The 22,387-nt window shown below is 42.4% G+C and carries 20 protein-coding genes; 15 read left to right on the forward strand and 5 right to left on the reverse strand.

The genetic code is table 11. From position 1 onward, the window contains the following. Positions 1-2 precede the first annotated feature (2 nt). From B3R91_RS11780 to yfaE, 9 genes are all read left to right on the forward strand, one after another. Complete coding sequence (locus tag B3R91_RS11780; protein ID WP_286797761.1) at positions 3-1,661, forward strand: ThiF family adenylyltransferase; 1,659 nt, start codon at positions 3-5, stop codon at positions 1,659-1,661. Further along, on the forward strand, positions 1,658-2,128 hold the full coding sequence (locus tag B3R91_RS11785; RefSeq protein WP_286797762.1) for a Mov34/MPN/PAD-1 family protein: 471 nt from the start codon (positions 1,658-1,660) through the stop codon (positions 2,126-2,128). The genes B3R91_RS11780 and B3R91_RS11785 overlap by 4 nt, the downstream gene beginning before the upstream one ends. After that, a complete protein-coding gene (locus B3R91_RS11790) occupies positions 2,115-2,942 on the forward strand; it encodes a DUF6602 domain-containing protein (protein ID WP_286797763.1) in 828 nt (275 codons plus the stop codon). The genes B3R91_RS11785 and B3R91_RS11790 overlap by 14 nt, the downstream gene beginning before the upstream one ends. 247 nt (positions 2,943-3,189) lie before the next feature. Next, complete coding sequence (locus B3R91_RS11795) at positions 3,190-3,387, forward strand: hypothetical protein (RefSeq protein ID WP_286797764.1); 198 nt, start codon at positions 3,190-3,192, stop codon at positions 3,385-3,387. A 74-nt stretch (positions 3,388-3,461) separates the two neighbouring features. Beyond that, positions 3,462-3,713, forward strand: a complete 252-nt coding sequence (locus B3R91_RS11800) for a type II toxin-antitoxin system Phd/YefM family antitoxin (protein WP_286797765.1) — start codon at positions 3,462-3,464, stop codon at positions 3,711-3,713. Then, a complete protein-coding gene (locus tag B3R91_RS11805; RefSeq protein ID WP_068408169.1) occupies positions 3,703-3,990 on the forward strand; it encodes a type II toxin-antitoxin system RelE family toxin in 288 nt (95 codons plus the stop codon). Before B3R91_RS11800 ends, B3R91_RS11805 begins: the two co-directional genes overlap by 11 nt. 22 nt (positions 3,991-4,012) lie before the next feature. Next, positions 4,013-4,384, forward strand: coding sequence for a hypothetical protein (locus B3R91_RS11810; protein ID WP_286797766.1), 372 nt, complete (start codon positions 4,013-4,015; stop codon positions 4,382-4,384). Between the two features lie 76 nt (positions 4,385-4,460). Continuing rightward, complete coding sequence (gene nrdB, locus B3R91_RS11815) at positions 4,461-5,594, forward strand: class Ia ribonucleoside-diphosphate reductase subunit beta (RefSeq protein ID WP_144296877.1); 1,134 nt, start codon at positions 4,461-4,463, stop codon at positions 5,592-5,594. 146 nt (positions 5,595-5,740) lie between these two features. Further along, positions 5,741-6,007, forward strand: a complete 267-nt coding sequence (gene yfaE / locus B3R91_RS11820) for a class I ribonucleotide reductase maintenance protein YfaE (RefSeq protein WP_068408173.1) — start codon at positions 5,741-5,743, stop codon at positions 6,005-6,007. 120 nt (positions 6,008-6,127) lie between these two features. On the opposite strand, the gene B3R91_RS11825 is transcribed toward yfaE, so the two are convergent. Then, positions 6,128-7,462 carry a S1C family serine protease gene (locus tag B3R91_RS11825; protein WP_286797767.1) on the reverse strand — a complete coding sequence of 445 codons (1,335 nt, stop codon included), beginning with the start codon at positions 7,460-7,462 and terminating at the stop codon, positions 6,128-6,130. Between the two features lie 416 nt (positions 7,463-7,878). Here B3R91_RS11825 and B3R91_RS11830 point away from each other — a divergent pair, with 416 nt between their 5' ends. Then, the gene (locus tag B3R91_RS11830) at positions 7,879-8,760 is read left to right on the forward strand and encodes a Nif3-like dinuclear metal center hexameric protein (RefSeq protein WP_286797768.1); all 882 of its coding nucleotides are present in this window, start codon (positions 7,879-7,881) and stop codon (positions 8,758-8,760) included. A gap of 143 nt (positions 8,761-8,903) precedes the next feature. Here B3R91_RS11830 and B3R91_RS11835 read toward each other — a convergent pair whose 3' ends face one another. Then, positions 8,904-9,137 (reverse strand): hypothetical protein, encoded by a 234-nt coding sequence (locus B3R91_RS11835; protein ID WP_286797769.1) that lies wholly within the window; start codon positions 9,135-9,137, stop codon positions 8,904-8,906. Between the two features lie 684 nt (positions 9,138-9,821). Between B3R91_RS11835 and B3R91_RS11840 the strand changes: the two genes are divergently transcribed. Next, entirely contained in the window at positions 9,822-11,045 is a 1,224-nt protein-coding gene (locus tag B3R91_RS11840; protein ID WP_286797770.1) for a transglycosylase SLT domain-containing protein, read from the forward strand. A gap of 136 nt (positions 11,046-11,181) precedes the next feature. Here the strand turns inward: B3R91_RS11840 and B3R91_RS11845 are convergent, their stop codons facing one another. The 3 genes from B3R91_RS11845 to B3R91_RS11855 all read right to left on the reverse strand — a co-directional run bounded on the left by B3R91_RS11845 (position 11,182) and on the right by B3R91_RS11855 (position 16,489). Further along, positions 11,182-14,226: a LysM peptidoglycan-binding domain-containing protein gene (locus B3R91_RS11845; RefSeq protein WP_286797771.1), complete on the reverse strand. Its 3,045-nt coding sequence runs from the start codon at positions 14,224-14,226 to the stop codon at positions 11,182-11,184. A 171-nt stretch (positions 14,227-14,397) separates the two neighbouring features. Then, a complete protein-coding gene (locus tag B3R91_RS11850; RefSeq protein ID WP_191692031.1) occupies positions 14,398-14,892 on the reverse strand; it encodes a nuclear transport factor 2 family protein in 495 nt (164 codons plus the stop codon). Positions 14,893-15,178: 286 nt separating this feature from the next. Continuing rightward, a complete protein-coding gene (locus B3R91_RS11855; RefSeq protein WP_286797772.1) occupies positions 15,179-16,489 on the reverse strand; it encodes a hemolysin family protein in 1,311 nt (436 codons plus the stop codon). A 475-nt stretch (positions 16,490-16,964) separates the two neighbouring features. On the opposite strand from B3R91_RS11855, the gene yajC reads away from it, so the two are divergent. From yajC to B3R91_RS11875, 4 genes are all read left to right on the forward strand, one after another. Beyond that, entirely contained in the window at positions 16,965-17,294 is a 330-nt protein-coding gene (gene yajC, locus B3R91_RS11860) for a preprotein translocase subunit YajC (protein WP_068408182.1), read from the forward strand. A gap of 309 nt (positions 17,295-17,603) precedes the next feature. Further along, positions 17,604-19,481: a protein translocase subunit SecD gene (gene secD, locus B3R91_RS11865; RefSeq protein ID WP_068408185.1), complete on the forward strand. Its 1,878-nt coding sequence runs from the start codon at positions 17,604-17,606 to the stop codon at positions 19,479-19,481. A 9-nt stretch (positions 19,482-19,490) separates the two neighbouring features. Next, positions 19,491-20,753: a protein translocase subunit SecF gene (gene secF, locus B3R91_RS11870; RefSeq protein WP_286797773.1), complete on the forward strand. Its 1,263-nt coding sequence runs from the start codon at positions 19,491-19,493 to the stop codon at positions 20,751-20,753. Between the two features lie 179 nt (positions 20,754-20,932). After that, positions 20,933-22,327 carry an MATE family efflux transporter gene (locus B3R91_RS11875; RefSeq protein WP_286797774.1) on the forward strand — a complete coding sequence of 465 codons (1,395 nt, stop codon included), beginning with the start codon at positions 20,933-20,935 and terminating at the stop codon, positions 22,325-22,327. The last annotated feature ends 60 nt before the right edge of the window (positions 22,328-22,387 follow it).

Genomic DNA, 22,387 nt, shown 5'->3' on the forward strand with positions numbered 1-22,387 from the left:
ATATGAAATTCTCTAAAGAAGAGCTACTAGATACTATTGGTAGCATAAGCTACGTATCTAACTTACGAGATTTTAACTTTAATAACAATCTCGTAAGTTTCAATATAGCTTTTGACTTTGAGGGTCTTAATGAAGAAATAACTTTTGAAGTGACAATCAATTCTCAATATCCATTTAAATTTAGTGGTTCTGAAACCATAAGCTTTAATAATCTTGATCTAATTGAATACAGTCATGTAATGAGTGATGGCTCAGTATGTTTCCATAACCAACATTGTATTGATTTCAGACAGAAGTTAATACAGGATTTCGATGCAATTAAAAGCTGGATTACTAAATATATAGTTAAAGAGGAAAAAGATAGTCATTATGAGCATCTAATCGTCAATAACGATGCTTTCGAAGGTAGCCATTACTCTTATCAGTTTACGGATGTAAAAGAAAGCTTCAAAAAGGGAGAGTTTGGGACGGTTTCTCTCAAGCCATTAATTAGCTCTCCATACTATCAAAGTCATATAAGTAATTATCTAGTTCAAAGTTTTACTGACTCCTCAAGCCTTGCAATTAAAAATTGTGGCTGGAACTCTTACTACATGGATTCTAGTCAGAGTGAACAAGGACTATACGTCTTTATTAAAGATTCTCCAGCTATTAGTGAGCGATTTTCTTTTAACAATTGGAAAAGTTTTGAAGGTTTAATCAGCCAAGATTTTTTACAGTATTTATCTAGATATGTTATTAGTTTAAGAAGCATACACAATCTTAAGTTACCAATACCTCTATTCGTAGGTTTTAATACGAAAGATAGTAATATACATTGGCAAGTAGCTTTAATAAATATTGATGACAATATCTTTGAAGGCATTATAGATATAAACGGTAAAGTTATTTATAGTTTAAAAGATAAAGATATTAACTGGGCATTAACAAATAACTCATCTTACTCTTACTTTTTTGGTAGAGGTGCGTTTGATAGAACTTTAACTACCTCTAAGATACTAATTATTGGTGTAGGCGCTGTTGGAAGCAATGTTGCTAAAACTTTAGTACGTTGTGGATGTAAAAATATCTCAATAGTTGATTACGATATTAAAAAACCTGAGAATATTTGTCGTTCAGAGTACGAATTTAATTATGGTTTTATTAACAAGGTAGACGAACTATCTATATTACTTTATAGCATCTCACCCTTTGTTAATATTAGTACAGGTAAAAGCCTGATCACAGAACAGCTGAAATCTGAATCTTACGGTAAAATATTGAAAGATGTTATTGAAGAAGAGTTGTCCAATTATGACTACGTATTTGACTGTTCTACTGATGATGACTTGATGTATATTTTAGACAATCTTAATATTACAGCGACTATTATCAACTTATCTATTACTAATCATGCCGAATCACTCGTTTGTGGTGTATCACCAAATACTTATAAGTTTGTTAGACATCAGTTTGACAATATTTTAGAAAATGATATTGAAAATTTATATAATCCTATAGGTTGTTGGAGTCCAACTTTTAGAGCTTCTTACAATGACATCTCTACACTTATACAGTTTGCTTTAAAACATATCAATATTATGATCAGTAACGAACAGCTAAATAGCTTTGTTATCAATTATGATGATAACTATGAGTCTTTGAAAGTGAGTAAGTTTTGACTATTATCAAATACTACAAAAATTTAAAATTAGTAGTCGAAGATAGCTTGTTAGAAAGTATTTATCAATCAAGCTGTGTGCACTACCCTAAGGAGTATGGTGGCTTTCTTATTGGTAAATATTCTGATGATTTTAAAACCTTGTATATTGAACAATCAATTACAGCAGAGATTTTTAAGAGTAGTCGAATTGAGTTTACTAGAGAATCTAACTATCTGAAATCCGAGTTTGAAAAATTATTTATAAACAAAGGATTTTACTATGTCGGTGAGTGGCATACTCATCCAGATGGTGAAGCATGGTATAGCCCAACAGATTTAAGTGCAATGATTAGCATTTATCATGAGAAAGACGTGAAAATTAACAATCCTATCTTACTTATTTTAAGTATTACTAGCGATAGCTTGAGAGATTTTAATTTTTTTATTCTCAATAACAATAGGTTAGAGCTATATGAAGAAGATTGAACTACCAGAGTTGTTTGCAAGCATGCAACAGCAAATGTCTGCTCAACTAAGTACTAATAGAGCTTTCATACATCATCCTGGTTCAAAAGGTGACTCTTTAGAAAATGCATGGATTGAATGGTTAAGAAGTTACCTGCCTAACCGTTACAGCGTAGATAAAGCAATTATCATCGACTCTCTAGGAAACACAAGCCATCAAATTGATGTAGTTATTTATGATAATTATTTTACTCCGTTTATTTTCACCCAAAATGGTTTCCATTATGTTCCTGCCGAAGGTGTTTATGCTATTTTTGAGGTTAAGCCTGATATAAGAGGTAATGTTGACTCAGATAGTTATATAAAGTACGCAGGTAAAAAAATAGAGAGCGTTAGACAATTAACTCGAAAATCTACTTCGATGATCAACTCTGGTAAAAAAATTCCACCTAGACCATTGACTAAAATACTAGGTGGATTTTTAGCTACTACAAATACCTATAGTCATAAGAGCAACAATACTATTAAGAAACATCTTGAAAAACTAGATGGGTTAAAGGGAATAGACTTAGGATGTATTGTGGACTATGGCAGTTTCTATATTGATTATAACGGTGAAGAAGATATCAAAGAAGATGATTTCTCTAAGCGCATAAGTGATTATTATGAGTCTAGACAGTTTGATGATGTGAATTTTAGTAAAGCTGAAAATTCATTAATTACTTTTTTTATGCAATTAACTCGCTATCTTCAGCAAGCGATAGGAACCATTCCAGCTATTGATTTGCAAGCTTATCTTAATGTAATCGGCGAAGAAATTGATCAAGAACTTTAAGGTTTATTTGATAGGAAAATAAATGACCGTTAATTACGTTGAGTCTCATCCTTAGACCCAAACCTACTTTTGAATCGTAGCAGTTGTTGTAGGCTGGGTTTTTAACCCAGCCTACGCGAAACTTTATAGCGTATGGTTGAATTAATCCGTAGGGTGCGCCCCGCGCACCATGATATGAAAATTATAGACAAATGATGCTTAAAAAGCACCCTAAGAATTACGCCCAAATAATAATTTTACTAAGAATATGAACGACACTCGAACAAGGTCTTTTAGCCCTGACTATAGCGGTATCCTGCTGACGACGATGGCGATGCAGTCTGTGGCTGAACGTAGTATCGAGACAACAGGAATGCGGTCAGACACGATAGACTGCACACCAGCGGCAAAGCAGATACAAGCGGTAGGCGGGATTGGCTACCGCTTGTATTTAAATTTAATATGATAACAAATCAGACCTAATTTTCGTGCTAAAATTAGCCCTATATTTAGAGCCATAATTTTAGCGGAGAATAAATCATGCAATCGATATTTGCGACACAGACAGCCAGTATCTCAGAGCTTAAGACCAACCCTTCGGCACTGATTAAACAGTCGGATGGTGAATCCATTGCTATTTTGAACCACAATAAACCTGTGGCTTATTTAGTTTCCACAGATATGTTTGAACGCATGATGGAAGCGATGGACGATATGGCACTAAGCCAAACTGTCAGCGCAAGGATGAATGACGGCCAAACACCTATAAAGGTAAGTTTGGATGACTTATAATCTTGAATTTCATCCTTTGGCGTTAAAAGAATGGAAAAAGTTAGCGCCCAGTATTCAGCAGCAGTTTAAGAAAAAATTACAGCAGCGATTAGCAAATCCGCGTGTGCCTGCGTCAAAACTCTCAGGACATACAGACGCCTATAAAATCAAACTACGCACCATCGGCTATCGTTTGGTATATATCGTCAAAGATGATGTCGTCGTGGTTTATGTATTAGCCGTAGGCAAAAGAGAGAACAATAAAGTATATGAGGCGCTTGCGACTCGCCAGCCATAATTAAAACACAGAAAGAATAAAAATGACGGAGGTCATAGACGTGCAATATACCGCAATCATCAAAGACGGTGGTTTATTTATCCCTAATGTATTTTCCGACCTAAATGATGGTAACTCGCATATCGTGCAAGTAGCAGTCGATATCGAGGAAGTTCGTCAGCAATTAAATACCAACGAAGTAACAAAGATGGACGCGCCAAGACCAGCAAAAAAACCCGTTAAAAAGCAGACAAAAAAAGAAGTTCAGAAAGCCGCAGAGGTAGAATTAAGTACGCTGCGTAAAAGCGCTATCGATGAGCTAGAAGGATTGGATGACAGTGAGCTTAGCGAGATTTTTAAAGCGTATATGAATGATGGACAAGAACCAACGCAAATATCTTTAGAGAACCTATAACGCCGTTTTGCCCGTATTTTCAGACGGCATTTTAAAACTTTTGATTCACAACTGTAGCACTTATAAAGGTGGAACTATGACTTACTCGATTTTTTCTCAAACGCCAAACAATGCGCTAACAGAGCCGATGTTTTTTGGTCAGCCGGTCAACGTGGCGCGTTATGACCAACAAAAACACCCTATCTTTGAGCAGTTGATTGAAAAGCAGCTGTCATTCTTTTGGCGTCCAGAAGAAGTCGACGTTTCAAAAGACCGTATCGATTATGGCAACCTGTCGTCGCATGAGCAGCACATCTTTATCAGTAATCTAAAATATCAGACCCTACTCGACTCTATCCAAGGTCGTAGTCCAAACGTGGTGCTATTACCGCTGGTGTCAATTCCTGAGCTTGAGACGTGGATTGAGACTTGGACGTTTTCTGAGACCATTCACTCGCGCAGCTATACCCATATCATTCGTAATATCGTCAATGATCCCGGCGTGGTCTTCGATGACATCATGCAAAATGAGCACATCTTAGAACGCGCCTCTGATATCGCCAAGTATTACGATGATTTGTACTACGACTCACAGCTTTACAATATGTATGGCGCAGGCACACATACCGTCAATGGCAAAGAAGTGACCGTTAGCTTAAAATCGCTGAAAAAGCAGCTGTATTTATGCTTGATGGCGGTTAACGTCCTAGAAGCCATTCGTTTTTATGTGTCATTTGCTTGCTCGTTTGCCTTTGCTGAGCGCAAGCTAATGGAAGGTAACGCTAAGATTATTAAATTAATCGCCCGTGATGAGGCGCTGCATTTAACTGGGACGCAACATATCCTAAACTTGATGCGTAATGGTCGTGACGATCCAGAAATGGTTGAGATTGCCAATGAATGCTATGCAGAAAGCATAGAAATCTTTACCAAAGCGGCGCAGCAAGAAAAAGAATGGGCGGGTTATCTGTTTAAAGACGGCTCAATGATCGGCTTAAATAAAGATATCCTTTGCCAATATATCGAATATATCACCAATTTACGAATGGAAGCGGTTGGCTTGCCAGTCGCGTTCCCGAACTCAAAATCAAACCCTATTCCATGGATTAATACTTGGTTGTCGTCTGATAACGTGCAAGTTGCGCCGCAAGAAACGGAAATCAGCTCGTACCTGGTCGGTCAAATTGATTCAGATTTATCCAATAGCGACTTTGACGATTTTGAACTTTAAACGTTTAACTTTACACACATTATTGTCATGGCTTAATCTTACTATTTTAAGGTTAGGCCGCTATCGTTTTAGTAAGATTTTATGATTAAAAAGTACCATTAAAGACAACTTTACATGCGATGGGAAAATTAAGATAAGGTTGAATTATGACTTGGGTAATGACGAGTAAGAAGCAATTCTACTTGCATGATGACGAAAGTCTGCTCGATGGATTGCTACGCACCGGACACGATATCAATTATCAGTGTAAGGAAGGCTATTGTGGCAGTTGCCGCATCAAGCGCATCGCCAGCTCACACGTTATTGATTATCCGTTTGAGCCGCTTGCTATGATTGAAGAAGACGAAATATTGCCCTGCTGCTGCCGCGTGCAAGGCGTCATTTATATCAATCACGAGCTAATAGAAAAGTAGCTGCCAAATTCATAGAGTTATGATTAAAAAAACATGCTAATAAAAAAGCGCGCTATTTTGAAGATAGCGCGCTTTTTTGTTATCTCTTAAACTGTAAAGCACTATATGTAAATCATGGCGTTATAAAGGTGCGCCATCTCTTTCAAATAGCTGCAATAGCTCTTCGCGCATACGGTCACGCTCCGCTTCTGACATCATTGGCACTTCTTCTCCATCATTTTGTAGACTAGGATCGCCCATACCACCTAGCGTTTCATCGTGAATGATAACAGGGCGCGCCATTGGTTCTTGCGCTGGACGCTCTTCTAGCAGGATTTTTACTTGCTTGTTTTTGCCTTGGCGCAGGACTTGAGCGTTAAGCGTGGTATTTGGCGCTTTACGAGCGACATACTGGATTAAGGTATTGGCATCGGTCATCTCAATACCGTCAATTGACAAAATAATATCGCCAATGCGTAAGCCACTCTTAGCCGCTGGACTTTTAGGCACGACATTAAATACTTCGACACCTGTTGAAGTTTCAAGCTGGGTTGGGTCGCGCAGCTGCGATTGGATTTCGATACCGAGCCAACCACGGCTAACCTTTCCATCTTTAATAATCGCATTCATCACTTGCTCAACGATGGCAGTAGGAATCGCAAAACCAATACCCATCGAACCACCAGAGCGCGAGTAAATAGCGGTATTAATACCAATAAGCTCGCCGTAAGCATCAACCAGCGCGCCACCTGAGTTACCCGGATTGATCGCCGCATCGGTTTGGATAAAGTCTTCAAACTTATTAACGCCCAGTCCTGTTCGCCCTGTCGCCGAGATAATACCTTGCGTCACCGTCTGACCAACCCCGAATGGATTACCAATCGCCAATGCCACATCGCCAACACGGATAGGGTCTTTACGGAAACCAAGGGGCGTCAAATCGGTCATATCAACTTTAATCACCGCCAAATCGCTGTCTGGATCGGTACCAATCAATTTCGCACGACTCTTGCGCCCATCATTAAAGGCCACCGTAATTTCATCAGCTTTTTCAAGGACATGAGCGTTGGTCACGATATAACCATCTTCTGAGACAATGACCCCAGAACCCAAGTTAGTATTGCCCTGCTCTTGGGACGGCCCACCATGAAACTCAAAAAATCGGCGCAATACCGGATCGTTCATATAAGGATGCTCGGCCATCGTCTGCGTGGTATAGATATTGACGACAGATTGTGACGCGCGAGCAACGCCATTATGATAAGAAGCAATCGGCGCAGGTGTATCGGACGCTGGCGCTGATGCTTGCTGCTCGGCAGGCATGGTTCTAGGCGGCTCCCACGCTTGCTCTGATGCCGTCTTCATACTCGTAAACAACCAAATAAACGCTGCAACCACTATCAGCAACAAAACCCAAGGCAACCACGTTAACGCGCCGGCCTTGTTATTGTTATTGGTATTCCGAGATGACGACATATAAAAACCTCTCTATTTTAAAAATAGTTTTGTGAAAACAGTTTGGTAAAAACAGTGAATGAATGATAACTATACGCAAACGCTTCTCGTTGGGCAATGATGCCTAGTAATACCTAAGACAAGATTGAATAATATAAGCGCTACGGATTCTATAGATTCAGGTATGCAAATTATAACTGGCAACATCGATAAATAGTAACGTATCGTGTACCGTTTCAGTTATCCACGTCATCTACTCTTTTACAGCGCCATGCTAAAATGGCGCAATTAAACACCCTAACGACTTAGAGCAAAGTTAATTATAAACAGATATTTTGCTTATTTAGCGGCAATACTTACCACATTGAACGCTTGAAATTTGTAAATAACAAACAATCAAGAACCGTCCGTAACGGCAACAATTATAAGGAAAGACCATGACCGAACACAATAGCTCGACCGAAACCTTAAACCAGCTTTCAAATCAGTTCTCAAGTCAGTTTTCAAGCCAAACGCCAAATAAGACGATTAGCGCACAAGCTTTGACGGATTTTTGTGACGACTACTTATCAGCAGCAGCCTTTAAAGACTATGCACCAAATGGCTTGCAAGTAGATGGCGGGCGACCTATCGGTCGTATTGTCACCGGTGTCACCGCCTGTGAGGCGTTGATTGACGCCGCGATTGCTGATAACGCCGATGCTATCGTGGTGCATCATGGCTATTTTTGGAAAGGCGAGCCTGAGACCATCACAGGCATGAAAGGTCAACGTATTCGCAAACTGATGCAGCATGGCATTTCTTTGATTGGCTACCACCTGCCACTCGATGCCCATCCTATTATTGGCAATAATGCCAAACTTGCTGAGTTACTCGATATGAATATCATCGGTGCGCTTTATCCGCATGAGTCGCATCCGGTTGGCAATATTGCCAGCTGCCAGCCGCAAAGCGCTCAAAATCTTATTACCCAGATTACCGCTGCTTTAGGTCGGGTGCCATTACACATTCCCGCCACCTATAACGCCGCAACCAACGCTGAGCCTACGCAAGCGGACAGCAGATTGATTGAACGCGTGGGTATCTGCACGGGCGGCGCGCAAGATATGATTGAGCAAGCAGCATTGATGGGCTGTGATGCTTATATTTCTGGTGAAATATCAGAGCGTACCACTCATAGCGCCCGTGAGCTTGGCATTGATTACTTTGCCTGCGGTCACCATGCGACCGAGCGCGGCGGTATTCAAGCGTTGGGCGAACTACTGGCTGAGCAATTTGGCTTGCCCGTGACTTTTATTGATATTGACAACCCAGCCTAATCATTAATACCTAAGGATTAGGCTGTTTTATCTACTTGCAACTATTCTCTTACTATTTTAAGCGCTAATTTTAGAGTTTTTCATTAAATACAGAAAATGCTGCTTAAGCGCAATCTTTTCTTATAGCCCTTTTTGTCACTGGGTCAGCCAAAACAAAGGCGTTTTTTACCGTTTATAGTGCTATTGTTAAGTTTTATCGCTAATTTATTAACTCCACTTGAATAATATAATGAATATCCGCATATTAGTTCCTGAAGAAAGAATTTCTTGTCATGAGACTTCCCATTTTTATAGCTTCCGGTTATGGCGCTAAAATTTTTTTCATCGATTAAAGCTCTATTTTTTAATAAATTAATAAGGTTTTTAACGGTGATCATTTAAATACTCTCTTTGCCTTATTTAGCTGATGAGACAGTGGTTTTTAAACAGTATTTTTATTTTAGTGTCGCGATAAGATTAGAGCAAAATTTTTCTGATGGTGTTTTTTTACTCGCTAGCAGACAAGGGGTATTACTCATCTTTATCGCTGAGCAAACCATATTATTAGCCAGCTCCTCTACTACAAACGATTCAAAGAGTAGCTCGTGATTAATATAAACGCAGCAACGATTAAGTGCAGTTGTACGGCGCTTATGCTGTATATTTGTCTCAATAATTTATTCATGACCTTACCTATGTTTCATATGGTTTTATAGCCAGTCTTTTAATCACTAACTCATTTTATAGCGATGAAGGAATCATCCGATTTATACCCTTCGCGCTGTGGTGCGTCTTTTTTTAGAATGATGTTTGAAGTGCGTGTTTTATCTTCTAAAAAGTAGCTACCTATGCGTTAAATGATAAAAAGACGGTTGTGCTAACGGTTATATATTTGATGTTAGCAGCGCCATATGTAAACAAGATGACAGCGACCTTATGCTATTTATCAGGCTGATGTGATCTAAAATGTAACGCCAGTTTATGCCACTTATATAGCCATACGCTTTTTATAACTATATAAGCCGCATAAATTGATTAAGCATTTTTATGGTATGAAGGATGGCTAAAATCAGGAGACATCCATGCAGCGTATTACTTACCGTGTGAAAGTATCTGCGCAAGGGGCCAAACGCCGTATTTCTTATTTACTGCGTCCATCTAAGCGCTTACTGCACACCAAAAGTAACTTCGTTCCAGCAGTTGCACCTATCAAAGTGACTGGTTGCGCCAAAACCAAATTTTCCAAAACCAAGAAATTGGCACAAGTATCAAGCATCGCTCTGCTCTCTTTACCGGCTGAGAGCTTGACCACGATGAACGCGCCTGTGCCTGCCTATGCGCACGTTATGTTAGAAAACACTCTAACGGTTGCTGCTGTACCGGGTGACAGCACCTACTTTGCAACCGACGGCTTTCAGCACGGTTTTGGCTATGATTTAGTGCGTAGCTATGCAGATGGGCTTGGCGTCAACATCAATCTCAAAGCCTATGCTAGCGAAGAGGCAGCGCTCAGAGCTTTAAAATCAGGCGATGCCGATATGGCTTTGACCACCGCCAGCACCCAGCTAAAAAGCCAGCTAGACTTAGCCTCTGTTAATGTGAGCTGCGGCTATGATGCCAGCTTGACTAAAAATGGGCTGCATCCTAAAGTCAGTTGGACATTTAATTCCGCCAACGATCCGTTATCGCAAAAAGCCAGTTACTTTTTATGTGATAGTATTAAGCTTGAACACACGCAAAAATTGGCGGCGTTTTATAATCAGAACTTATTAAAAGACGCTTATAGCCAAGACCATTTTAAAAAGACCTTGACAGAAAAGTTACCTGATTATCAGTCATCGTTTCAAGAGCAAGCGCGCAATTATAATCATGATTGGGAGCTACTGGTCGCCATGGGCTATCAAGAGTCGCATTTAAATGCCAATGCCGTCTCTCCGACTGGCGTGCGCGGTATCATGATGCTGACCAATAATACCGCTAAGGCGATGGGCGTCTCTGATCGCGTTGACCCGTATCAAAGTATTGGTGGCGGTGCTCGTTATTTGGAGCAAATGAAAGCCGATTTCGCTGATGTACCAAAAACCGATCGCATCTGGTTTGCCCTTGCCGCTTATAATATGGGTCCAAATGCTGTAAAAGGTATCCAGCGTAAATTGAGCGCCAATGGCATCGATGATAAAAGCTGGGCAAACATATATGCTTATTTGTCAGAAAACAGAGCGTCAAACAGCCGTTATGGTCAGGCCATGCATTATGTGAGTAATATTAGAAGTTATCTTGAAACCATTAAAACCCAAACGGTTTAATATGATTTTGCTAAAGGCTCTAAACCTTGAATAAAGTCTTAAATCTTGAACAAAATAATGCCAACAAAAAAGCTGCTCTTAATTAGAGCAGCTTTTTTTAATGCTTAAAATTTGTCAAATGCGACTACATTCTACATTAGCGATTCGGTACGGTTAAACGTTGACCGCGTTGCAGCATGGTATCGACAGCGATATTGTTCATATCAGCGAGCTCTTTGGTAGATACACCATACTTACGTGCTAGGCCAATCAAACTGTCACCCGAGCCTACGGTATAGCTGACGGTTGCTTTTGGTACTTTGATGGTCTGCCCACGTTGTAACTGGGCGTTGGTCGCCAAATTATTGGTCGCCGCCAAATCCTCTACCGATATCCCAAACTGACGCGCTAAGGCAATAAGACCATCGCCCGCTTTTACTTTATAGCTCTCAGTATTACCAAGTTTTTTGCCGCTACTGCTTGCGGTTTCTGCACTGGCGCTGCTGGTGCTCTTGTTACTGGTGCTACTAGTATTACTGTTAGACGTACTAGTAACACTGACCGTACCATTTGCAGGAATGGTAATCGTACGACCCAATATCAGATTAGAATTGGTTTTCAAATTATTGGCGGCGGCCAAATCACTTAAACCGATATTATAGCGCTGCGCCACGCCCGTTAACGTATCGCCTGATTTCACTTTATAGCTGACCGCTTTGTCATTAAGTTGACGATCGACCAAATCTTTTGAAACCGGCACTTTGATTGTCTGACCACGTTGTAAGCGTGCCCTAGCATCAAAGTTAGGGTTAACGGCTGCTAGCTCTTCAGGACTGATACCAACACTATTTGCAATACCGATTAAAGTATCGCCCGATTTGACCTTATAGTTGGTCGTTGCCACTGTACTTGTAGGAGCACTGGTTTTCACAGGATTGCTAGCGCTACTTGAGCTAGTATTTGCGGCAGTAAAGTCTACATTGGCAGGCACTTTTAAGATTTGACCGACGTATAGTGAGTCCGTCGTACCCATATTATTTAAGTTTGCCAAGGTGGTGGTCGGTACATTAAATTGACGAGATAGCGCAATCAAGCCATCGCCCGGCTTGACTTTGTAGTTTTTGGTAGCCGTACTAGATTTACTAGGTTTGGTTGATGGCGCAGCAGGCGTGGCAGCAGGTGCAGTGACTTTACCAGGTACCAACCACAGTTTTTGTCCGCGTAGCAAGTCTGCTCTACTGCTCAAGTTATTATAGGTGGCGAGCTGAGTCACTGACAAACCAAAGCGATTGGCGGTACCGATTAGCGTGTCGCCACCTTGAACGATATAGCTTTCAGGCTGGCTTGCGGCAGTATTGCTCGCACTACTTAATGGCTCGATAGATTTAGCGTTGTATAGGTATAAAGTACTGCCAGCCAACAGATTGGCACTCGCATCTATCTGATTCCATTCAGCGATATCACGCCAGCTAACACCAGCACGGCTGGCGATATTCGCCAAGGTATCACCACGCTTAACCGTATAGGTAGTACGCGTGCCTTGTGGTTTTGGTTTGCTAGCCGATTTTTTCGGGAAGCTCAGTTTCTTCTCTTGCCCAGTTGCCTCTAAAATAGATTGCTGCGTCTGAACGGCTGATAGGTTGATATTACCATCGGCGTTGACGACATTGGTTTCAGGCGTACTAATACGAATCTGATTGGCAATGTAATCACGTTCCGCTTTACTTAATGGCGGCTCTTGAATAATGGTATTGTTTTGTGTGATTTGCGCCGATGTGGTCGGTAAGCTGTTACTGCTCTTTAGCTCAGCGTTAATCTTTTTGGTTTCAGCAGACGTCAGCGGTGGCTCAGTACGGACGGTATTGTTGTTACTGTAAACGGAGCTGCTGGTCGGTGAAGCCGTCGGCGGAATATAACTGGTGGTCTGCTGCGGTACGCTCGCGCTCGCAGCATACTCTGCAAGGGCGCTGCCGGTAGTCGGTAACGAGCCACTACTGGTGTATGGTTTATTGTTGTAGCTTGGTGTGGTTGAGCCTGAATAGCTAGGCGTTGTACTCGTGCTCGTATTACTAGAAGCTATCACGTTACTGCTACCATTACCTCTTAACGAGCTAAGCTTAGCATCTGTCGTCAAGCTGACATCGTTTGGAATGATAATACGCTGCGGCCCTGATGCGTCGACGCGCGCTGATGTCAGCGCCGTATTCAGCCTTTCTAACTCATCGTAACTGACCCCTGTCACTTGCGACACTTCCGCTAGGCTTACACCATAATTGACCGGTACACTACGGAAATGCTGACGGTTAGCAATAGCAGGCAGATAAACGCCATATTGCTCAGGCTTGGCAACGATTTCGGCAACCGCTAAAAAGCGCGGTACATAGTTCATGGTTTCAGTCGGTAGTCTGAGCGACCAGTAATCGGTTGGCAAACCGCGCGCCGCATTGGCATCAATGGCTTTTTGCACCCGACCAGGACCGGCGTTATAAGCAGCTAGTGCCAGCTCCCAACTACCAAATTGATTGTGCAGCGCGGTCAAAAAGTCGTAAGCAGCACGCGTTGATTCAATCACGTCACGGCGACCATCATAGGTGCTACTTTGATTTAGACCATAAATGCGTCCGGTACTTGGAATAAACTGCCATAAACCGGCGGCGGCGGCACTACTGGTTCCACTTGGATCGTAGGAGCTCTCAATCACTGGCAATAACGCAAGTTCGGTTGGAATATTACGGCGCTCAGCTTCTCGAACGGTATGGTAAAGATAGCGACTGGCACGAGCGGTCAAGCGGTTTAGATAGTCTTGGCGACTGGTAAACCAACCTTTTTGCGCTTCAATACGCTGATTATAAACAGGGCGTCCACCATTCATACGGTAGCCTGCGCGCAAGCGATTCCACAAATCACCATATTGTTGAATAGCAAGTTTATTACCTTCAACCATCGTCATATCAGTCGCTTCTAATAAATCTGCCAGCTCATCTAAGCTCTCAGCATCCAAAAAAGCCGTTGAATAATCAGCGCCCGTGCTTGGTTTAGTCACTTGGGTAGCGGGACGTTTGTTAACCACAGCTGAGCTGCCGGTCGCACCCGTCTTTTTTACCGCTGAGGTATTACTACAAGCACTGATAAGTAAAGTCGACACCGCCAGCGTCAATGGTAAAGCGATAAAGGAGCGAGATTTTGATGACACAGTAGACATGATAGTGGAAGTTTCCTAACAACAATAAGTGATAAAATAAAGTTAATCGACAGTATAGTACGCAATATCAAACAAAAACCAGCCTAATCGTAAAGATAATGCGCAAAAAGTCATTTGCCTTATCTTTTGATGGCTTACTTCATAATACAGAACTTGATATATGACTAATTTTTAGTTGATGGTCACTTGTGAGACCGCGCGTAAAAGCACTGCGTTACCCGTAGATAAAGTCAGTGTGACCCGCGATGAGGTGACAAATGAAACTTTTTGACCGTCTTTTACCCAGCTTTCATTGGTGGTGACATTGGCTTTGGCTTGGTCGCCCGTAATCACAATGTTATCCACCGTAATATCGTAGCGATAATTTGACGTATCACGCCAGCTTCTTTGCAGCAGTTGCAGATAAGCGTCTTTATCAAGGCTGGTGGTTTTGCCTTTTCTGGACATCGAAATCAGTGCATCATCAGACACCAAGCGCGCAACTTGATTGGTGTTTTGGCTATTGGCAGCTGATTTCATGGCAGCGGCGTAGTTTTGTACCAGCGCATTGCTCATGGTCGCCGCTTGCGCGTTGATACTAATAGCACCAGCAGCGGCCACTACCGCTGTCACGCCAGCACTTTTTATCAATAGAGCAATTAGCCCTTTTCCCCATAGTCGTTTCATGATATTCCTTAGTAATACTATTATCATTATCGTCGTGTGTCGTTAAAGCCAAATAATGTTATGGCTATAGATTATGGTCATACATTGACTTAAGACCTAAATTTATCAGGCGCTTATAATTCTTTTGTTTTAAGGCTATTTGTGTGTAAAACTTAGGTTAATTAACGACACATTGTTATGTTAGTTTTAGCCTATCACCCAATTCTCACAGCTATGTGACACCCTGTGTGATTATTGCGAATCTCACGCAAAACAGTGCTGTGCATTTATCTGCTCAGTCCAATTTTTAATGACCATTTTTCTCATGCTTGTGTTCATTATGGCCGTCTTCATAACTTTCATCATCGCTGAGCTTCATGCCTAAACGCTCAACGCGTCTGTCCATCATCTGCCGAGCTAAGGCTTGCATGTCTTCGACGCGATCTATCTCATCGACAATTTCAAGCCCTAATAAAGTTTCAAACACATCTTCTAAAGTTACCAAGCCTTTAACTTCGCCGTACTCACCAACGGTGATAGCAATATGAATACGGTTTTTTAGCATCAGCTCTAATAAATCAAACAGTTTCATCTTTGAAAATACAAAGGTAATGTCGCGTTTAAACTGGGTCAGCGGTTTATGAGCGGCATGGCTAAATTTTGCTAAGAGCATGTCGGTTTTTAAGACAAAACCGGTGATATTGTCCAAATCGCCATCATAAATTGGCAAACGCGAAAAGGTCAGTTTTGGGCGATCAACCAATAAATCAGCGACGGTTTTATGCTCTTCAAATGCCAGCATCACCGAACGCGGGGTCATAATGTCTTCAACTTTAATCGCCCCAAATGCCAATAGATTACGAATAATACGTGACTCTAACGGATCAATCTGTCCTGATTCTTCGCCGATGCTGGCGAGTGCCGCAAATTCACGGCGGCTAAACGCTTGCGGCTCTTTACCGCGTACCAGCAGTTTGGTTAATTTTTCTGAGAACCAAATCAAAGGATAGAGCAGCAAAATAATACCGCGAACAAAATAAGCAACCATGCCGCCCAATTGACGCCAATAGATAGTGCCTAGGGTTTTTGGCATGATTTCGGATAAAAACAAAATAGCCAAGGTCATGAACGCCGAAAACAGACCAAACCAAGCGCTACCAAAGACAATCGTCGCCTGCGCACCCGCCCCAATCGAGCCTAAAGTATGCGCCACGGTATTTAACGTTAAGATAGCTGCCAACGACTGATCGATATTATCGACCTTTAGGCGTTTTAGCATGTTGGATTTTTTTGGGTTCGTTTCCTGCAAGTCAGCAATATACGACGGCGTCATGCTGAGGAGTGCCGCCTCGGCGAGCGAACAAATGAACGAGATGCCAATGGCAATGAGCACAAATAAAATAAGCAGTAGCACGCTACTAGCAGTAGGATTTGCTACCTCACCTGCTGCCCAAACCGCTTGTGGTAGCAAAGAGGTTAGCAATAGAATAAACGCCGAAAACGATTTGCTATTAAAGCGTGTCATATAAGAGCGACCATTGCCACCCATCGTCGGGGGAGGTTCAGCAGAGGCGTCTTTACGACAAGCGCGAGGACGGTATAAGCGAGGTACAGACATAAAAAAGGTAAACAAGTTAGGTAACCTAAACAAAGAAGAAAAAGGAAATCACAATATATCATGAGCAAGCGCTAGCAGATAGAAAATAATAGCCGATAAATACGAATGCTTTTCTACCCAATCATTAAAAACGTGCTCAAACCATTCTATTATACAGCCATTCTGTTTATGATACTGGCAATTTGCGATAAATAGCTATTATTATCAATTGCTTAGAAATATAGCTACCCATATTTTTGAAAATTATAAAATAATAACAACTTTATATTAACTTAACATTTGGCTTGTTATGTCTACTGCATAATTGCCCTTGCTTTGCTTATAATAACAAATCCTCTATCACTATAACTATCATAGCCACCCCATGAATTGCAACAAAAACGCCCTCAGCCTATGATTAACAGTTACCAAGCCTGAGATTTTTTGTTACTATGCGTGTAAATTTATTCTTATCTATGACTTACTGAGAGAAATTATGAGCTTATTCATTCAAGCGGCCCATGCGGCACCAGAAACTGCCGGCGCTGCGTCAATGTTTGGACAAATCTTGTTGCCGGTTGCCTTTTTTGCCATTTTTTACTTTTTGGTGATTCGCCCACAGTCTAAACGTACCAAAGAACACCGTGCGATGGTCAACGCGTTGACCGTTGGCAGCGAAATCATTTTTGCTGGTGGTCTTATGGGCCGTATTAAAGCATTGGAAGGTGATTATGCGGTAGTGAGCTTAAACAATCATACCGATGTTAAAGTGCAACGTGCGTCCGTGATTTCAGTATTGCCGGCTGGCACCATTGAAAGCGTTTAATTGTCATTTAGAAATTCAATAATTGACAAACTTTTATTGAGCTTAATTGCTGCTAGATATCAATTATTGGTTGTAATGACTGTAAAATGACCGTACATTATTTACGGTCATTTTTCGCTTTACTGTTTACGCTTAACCGTTTTTTGCTTTACTATCATCGCGGATGATCGCAGTGGTGCAGAATTTAGTACGACTACTAACACACAATAGTAGCTCTCCATTTAATCACCTGCCATTGTTATCGCTAACTTCCCATCTGCTAACTTGTGGCCTGCGTCGCCAGTAGTTTATCAACTTAAAGAAGTGATTATGCAATATCCCGCTTGGAAATACTTACTCATCGCCGTCGTGCTTATCATTGCCGGTCTATATGCGGCCCCTAACCTCTATCCTGATGAACCTGCCGTACAGATTACCAGTGCCGCAGCAGGTACACAGCTATCTGAAGGTATTTTGACCCAGTCTAAAAGCTTACTTGAAGAGGCTGGCATCAATAATCATGATGGTACCTTTGAGGGCAACAGCGCGCTGGTGCGTCTCGATAATCCAGTCGATCAGCTAAAAGCTCAGGAAGTGCTGCGTCAGAATTTGGGCGAGGACTATGTGGTCGCACTAAACTTGGCACAAACGACCCCAGAGTGGTTGCGTGATATCGGTGCAAAACCGATGAAGCTCGGGCTTGATTTGCGCGGCGGAGTACGTTTTGTACTAGAAGTGGATATGGATAAAGCGCTCGAGCAGCGTTTGACCAGTGCCAGTCGTGATATGCGCCGTGACTTACGTGCTGAGCGTATTGCGGTAAAAGGTATCAAAACCGAAAAACGTGGCGTGGTGCTGCATTTCGCTGATACCGATACCCGTAACCGTGCGCAAAACATCTTACAAGGCTCGATGGGTAATACTTTCACGCTACAGTCTTCGATTGATGAGCAGGGCCCTGCGCTGATTTTAGCGTATAACGATGCTACCTTAGATGAAATCAATAGCTACGCGGTCAACCAAAACTTGACCACCCTACGCAATCGTATTGCTGAGCTTGGGGTGACCGAAGCTTTGGTACAATCGCAAGGTGCTAGCCGTATTGTCGTTGAGCTCCCAGGCGTACAAGATACCGCTGAGGCAAAACGTGTCCTTGGTCGTACGGCTAACCTTGAGTTCCGTATGGTCGCTGAAGGTGCTGAAAACTATATGGGCGGTATTCCGCCTGCTGGCACTGAAGCGTTCCCCTTTGAAACACTCGATGGTCCGCCAGTATTGCTTGAGCGTCAAGCGATTGTCACCGGTGATAAAGTCACCAATGCTCAGACAGGCATCGATGAAAATGGCTCGCCTGAAGTCAGCATTACCCTAGATAGTGCTGGTGGCAAGCTCATGCAAAACGCTACCCGTACTGCTGTCGGTAAACAAATGGCGGTGCTGTTTATTGAAAACAAACAACGTATCGCTTATAAAGAAGACCCAGCGACTGGTGAGACGGTTGAAGTACGTACACCGTATGCAGAAACCAAAGTCATTAACCGTGCCAATATCCAAGCGGTACTGGGCTCATCATTCCGTATTACTGGACTTGATAGTAGTGCAGAAGCGGCTGAGCTTGCACTCTTATTACGTTCAGGAGCGCTAGCTGCACCGATGTATTTCGTGGAAGAGCGTACGATTGGTCCATCACTCGGTCAAGAAAACATTGAAAAAGGCTTATTCTCTACCCAAGTTGGTTATTTATTAGTTTTCGCCTTTATGATTGTTTTCTATCGCTTATTTGGCGTCATCGCCAACGTGGCCCTAGCAATTAACGTCATTATTATCATTGCTATCATGTCAATCTTAGGCTCATCACTCACCCTACCGGGTATTGCTGGTATTGTCTTGACCATTGGTATGGCGGTCGATGCCAACGTGCTGATTTTTGAGCGGATACGTGAGGAGCTGGCAAATGGTGTCCGGCCAAAATCCGCCATCGTCGCAGGTTTTGACCGTGCTTTTAGTAGTATTTTCGATGCCAATATTACAACCTTACTGGTCGCCTTTATCTTATTTGCGATAGGTACGGGTCCGATTAAAGGCTTTGCGATTACCCTCGCGATTGGTATTGTCAGCTCGCTATTTACCGCCATTTTGGTGACGCGTGCGCTGATACAAATTGCTTACGGCAAGCGCAAATCTATCAAACGTCTGAGCATCGGTTAGGAGAAAACTATGGCTATCGATAATAACAATCCGCTAGAACAAGAAAATAACCCAGATCGAAATGGCTCAAACGGTGAAGCAAATACTACTGGTACGCGCCGCCGTAAAAAACCGCGCCGTGATGGCAAAGGCAGTAATACGCAAGCTAATAATCCTAGAACCTCTAAATTGACCGGTTCAAAAACCCGCCGCGGTGGGAAAGAAAATCAAGCCTTGGCGACCCAAGCATCTGGTAACACAGCAGCGGTTGATCCTAATTTGATGTTAGGTGGTTCTGCCGAAGATGCCGCTGCTTACGCAGAAGGTGGTATCAAAGCCATTGGCGATCAACGTATCATCCCATTTATGAAGTTAGAAAAGCCGATGGCACTTCTATCGCTTCTGATGGTGATTGGCAGTATTATCGCCATCGCCGTTAATGGTCTAAATCTAGGTCTTGATTTTACCGGCGGGGTGTCAGCGGATGTGCGTTATGAGCAGCCTGTTGAGCAAGTCGACGTGGTAAACGCGCTAGCTGATAATGGGTTTGACGATGCGGTCGTACAGTATCTAGGTACGCGCCAAGAGCTTTTAGTGCGCTTGCCGCCTCAATCAGATAACGTCGATGGACTGAACGCCAGCCTGAGTAAAGCATTGGCACTGCCTAATAATAACGTTGAAATCAGTAACGTTAATATTATCGGTAGCCAAGTCGGTAACGAAATCTACTTAAACTCGGTTATGGCATTGGCATTAGCATTGGCTTGTATGCTTGGCTATGTTGCCCTACGTTTCCAGTTTAAGCTAGCGCTTGGCGCAGTACTGTCGCTATTCCATGATGCGGTGGTGACCATCGGGGTGTTTGCCTTATTTGGCTTTCCGTTTGATTTAACTGTCCTAGCTGCTGTACTGGCGTTGATTGGTTACTCGCTGAACGATACGATCGTCGTTTATGACCGTATCCGCGAAAACTTCCGCCGCGTGCGTGGTATCACACCGCGTCAAACGATTGATTTGTCATTAACAGAGACGCTGCGCCGTACGATTATGACCATCTCAACAGTATTGCTGGTAGTGCTAGCGATGTTATTCTTAGGTGGTGATGGTCTATACTGGTTCTCAGTGGCGCTGTTTATTGGTTTACTTGCGGGTACTTATTCTTCAACTTATATCGCAAGCTCTATTCCTTTAAGAATGGGCTTATCACGTGACGACTTTATCGTCAAAGTAAAACCTGAGTTTGAAGAAGAAATCGTCACGTTTAATGATCCAAAAATGTATGAGCAAGACTAACGCTTGTATAAAAGCAAATAACTAGAATTTTAGTTGTCTAGCAAACGTTATCACGATAAAAGCACCTAAACTCTAGGTGCTTTTGTCTTTATACTATTTTTATCCATCTTTTAATGTTATTCGATAAGTCATCACTAAACTTTTCCGCCTTATTATATGGTTATATAAGCGACTAAGCTATGTCATCTACCCTGCCGCCGAGTGCTATGCCGCCTATTGATACTCGCTATGCGCGTATCATCGCGATTGCCTTACCCGTATTATTGGCTAACCTTGCGATGCCACTACAAAGTGTCATTGATACGGCGATTGTCGGTAATATGAATGACACTGCCAAGCTTGCTGGCATGGGCTTGGCTATTCAGTTGCTGTCTTTGATACTAGTCAGCTTTAATTTTCTGCAATATGCGTCATCTGGCCTTTCTGCACAAGCACTCGGTCAACTTGCTAATAATAGCTCTTCTAAGCAAACGCAATCACCGCTGCTATCAATTTTGCAGCGGGCTTTGTTACTTGCGTTTATGATTGGCGCAGTGCTACTTATTGCAAAACCTTGGCTCATTGATTTTGGCTTACAAGCGCTTTCTGCCAATCCTGATAGCGGTCGTGCAGCCAAGACTTATTTGGATGTCCGTTTTTGGGGCGTTATCGCAGAGCTGATGAATTTTGCATTTATCGGCTGGTTTGCCGGTCAAGGCAAAACCCGCTATATGCTTTATCAGCAAGGCTTTATCGCCATGCTTAATATTATTCTGACCTTATTTTTCGTTTATGTGCTGCAGATGGGCTTGGTTGGGGTAGCATTAGGGACGACCATTGCCTTTTGGCTTGGGGTGGTCTTAGCATTGTGGCTTAGCCGTCGACATTTGCAAATCTCTTGGCGCGCGTTATTTAATGCTAATAAAGACCACTTTACCAAACATAAAATGCTTAGGCTATTTTCGTTAAATAAAGATATTTTTATCCGTACGCTTATTTTAACCTTAAGCTTTGCTTGGATTACCCGACTGTCGGCCCAAAGCGGCGATGTTATTTTGGCCGCCAATGCTATTTTATTGCAGGTATTAAGCATCTCAGCCTTCGCCCTTGACGGCGTGGCGGTATCGGCAGAAACCTTAAGCGGACAAGCAGCAGGACGACGCGATTGGCCGCGCTTTCGTATTATCGTCAAACGCACAGGCGTGGTCAGTTACGGCCTTGCCATGATGCTAAGCGCGATTTGGTGGCTTGCAATGCCAACTTATTTGGATTTTATGACCAATATCAAACCCGTCTTTGCGCTAGCTTATGACTATCACCTTTATGCGGTACTACTGCCACTGGTTGGCGTTGGCGCTTATTGGCTCGATGGAATATTCTTTGGTTTAACGGCTGGTAGCGTCATTCGTAATGCCGCGCTGATATTGGCGCTTATCTTTTTCCCTTTAAGTTGGCTACTCTACCAGCAATGGGATATGACCGGTATTTGGCTTAGCGTTTGGTGCTTATTATTATTAAGATTGATGATTCTTGGTGGGTTTTTATACCGTGCCCATCAAACAGGCAGCTATGAAAAATTGCAGCCTGAAGCTTGACCATTAAAGTAATTAGCTAACATGAGGCGTTTAATAAACACTTAGATTAACACATGAAGT

The sequence above is a fragment of the Psychrobacter sp. UBA6291 genome (genome assembly GCF_002439405.1).
Classification (GTDB): domain Bacteria; phylum Pseudomonadota; class Gammaproteobacteria; order Pseudomonadales; family Moraxellaceae; genus Psychrobacter; species Psychrobacter faecalis.

Excerpts from the sequence above, each read along its gene's own strand:
- secD (WP_068408185.1), top strand. The coding sequence starts at position 17,604 with ATGCAATATCCCGCTTGGAAATACTTACTCATCGCCGTCGTGCTTATC.
- B3R91_RS11790 (WP_286797763.1), top strand. The coding sequence starts at position 2,115 with ATGAAGAAGATTGAACTACCAGAGTTGTTTGCAAGCATGCAACAGCAA.
- B3R91_RS11840 (WP_286797770.1), top strand. The coding sequence starts at position 9,822 with ATGCAGCGTATTACTTACCGTGTGAAAGTATCTGCGCAAGGGGCCAAA.
- yfaE (WP_068408173.1), top strand. The coding sequence starts at position 5,741 with ATGACTTGGGTAATGACGAGTAAGAAGCAATTCTACTTGCATGATGAC.
- B3R91_RS11800 (WP_286797765.1), top strand. The coding sequence starts at position 3,462 with ATGCAATCGATATTTGCGACACAGACAGCCAGTATCTCAGAGCTTAAG.
- B3R91_RS11825 (WP_286797767.1), bottom strand. The coding sequence starts at position 7,462 with ATGTCGTCATCTCGGAATACCAATAACAATAACAAGGCCGGCGCGTTA.
- B3R91_RS11780 (WP_286797761.1), top strand. The coding sequence starts at position 3 with ATGAAATTCTCTAAAGAAGAGCTACTAGATACTATTGGTAGCATAAGC.
- B3R91_RS11875 (WP_286797774.1), top strand. The coding sequence starts at position 20,933 with ATGTCATCTACCCTGCCGCCGAGTGCTATGCCGCCTATTGATACTCGC.
- B3R91_RS11805 (WP_068408169.1), top strand. The coding sequence starts at position 3,703 with ATGACTTATAATCTTGAATTTCATCCTTTGGCGTTAAAAGAATGGAAA.
- secF (WP_286797773.1), top strand. The coding sequence starts at position 19,491 with ATGGCTATCGATAATAACAATCCGCTAGAACAAGAAAATAACCCAGAT.
- B3R91_RS11810 (WP_286797766.1), top strand. The coding sequence starts at position 4,013 with ATGACGGAGGTCATAGACGTGCAATATACCGCAATCATCAAAGACGGT.
- B3R91_RS11855 (WP_286797772.1), bottom strand. The coding sequence starts at position 16,489 with ATGTCTGTACCTCGCTTATACCGTCCTCGCGCTTGTCGTAAAGACGCC.
- B3R91_RS11835 (WP_286797769.1), bottom strand. The coding sequence starts at position 9,137 with ATGATCACCGTTAAAAACCTTATTAATTTATTAAAAAATAGAGCTTTA.
- nrdB (WP_144296877.1), top strand. The coding sequence starts at position 4,461 with ATGACTTACTCGATTTTTTCTCAAACGCCAAACAATGCGCTAACAGAG.
- B3R91_RS11795 (WP_286797764.1), top strand. The coding sequence starts at position 3,190 with ATGAACGACACTCGAACAAGGTCTTTTAGCCCTGACTATAGCGGTATC.
- yajC (WP_068408182.1), top strand. The coding sequence starts at position 16,965 with ATGAGCTTATTCATTCAAGCGGCCCATGCGGCACCAGAAACTGCCGGC.
- B3R91_RS11845 (WP_286797771.1), bottom strand. The coding sequence starts at position 14,226 with ATGTCTACTGTGTCATCAAAATCTCGCTCCTTTATCGCTTTACCATTG.
- B3R91_RS11830 (WP_286797768.1), top strand. The coding sequence starts at position 7,879 with ATGACCGAACACAATAGCTCGACCGAAACCTTAAACCAGCTTTCAAAT.
- B3R91_RS11850 (WP_191692031.1), bottom strand. The coding sequence starts at position 14,892 with ATGAAACGACTATGGGGAAAAGGGCTAATTGCTCTATTGATAAAAAGT.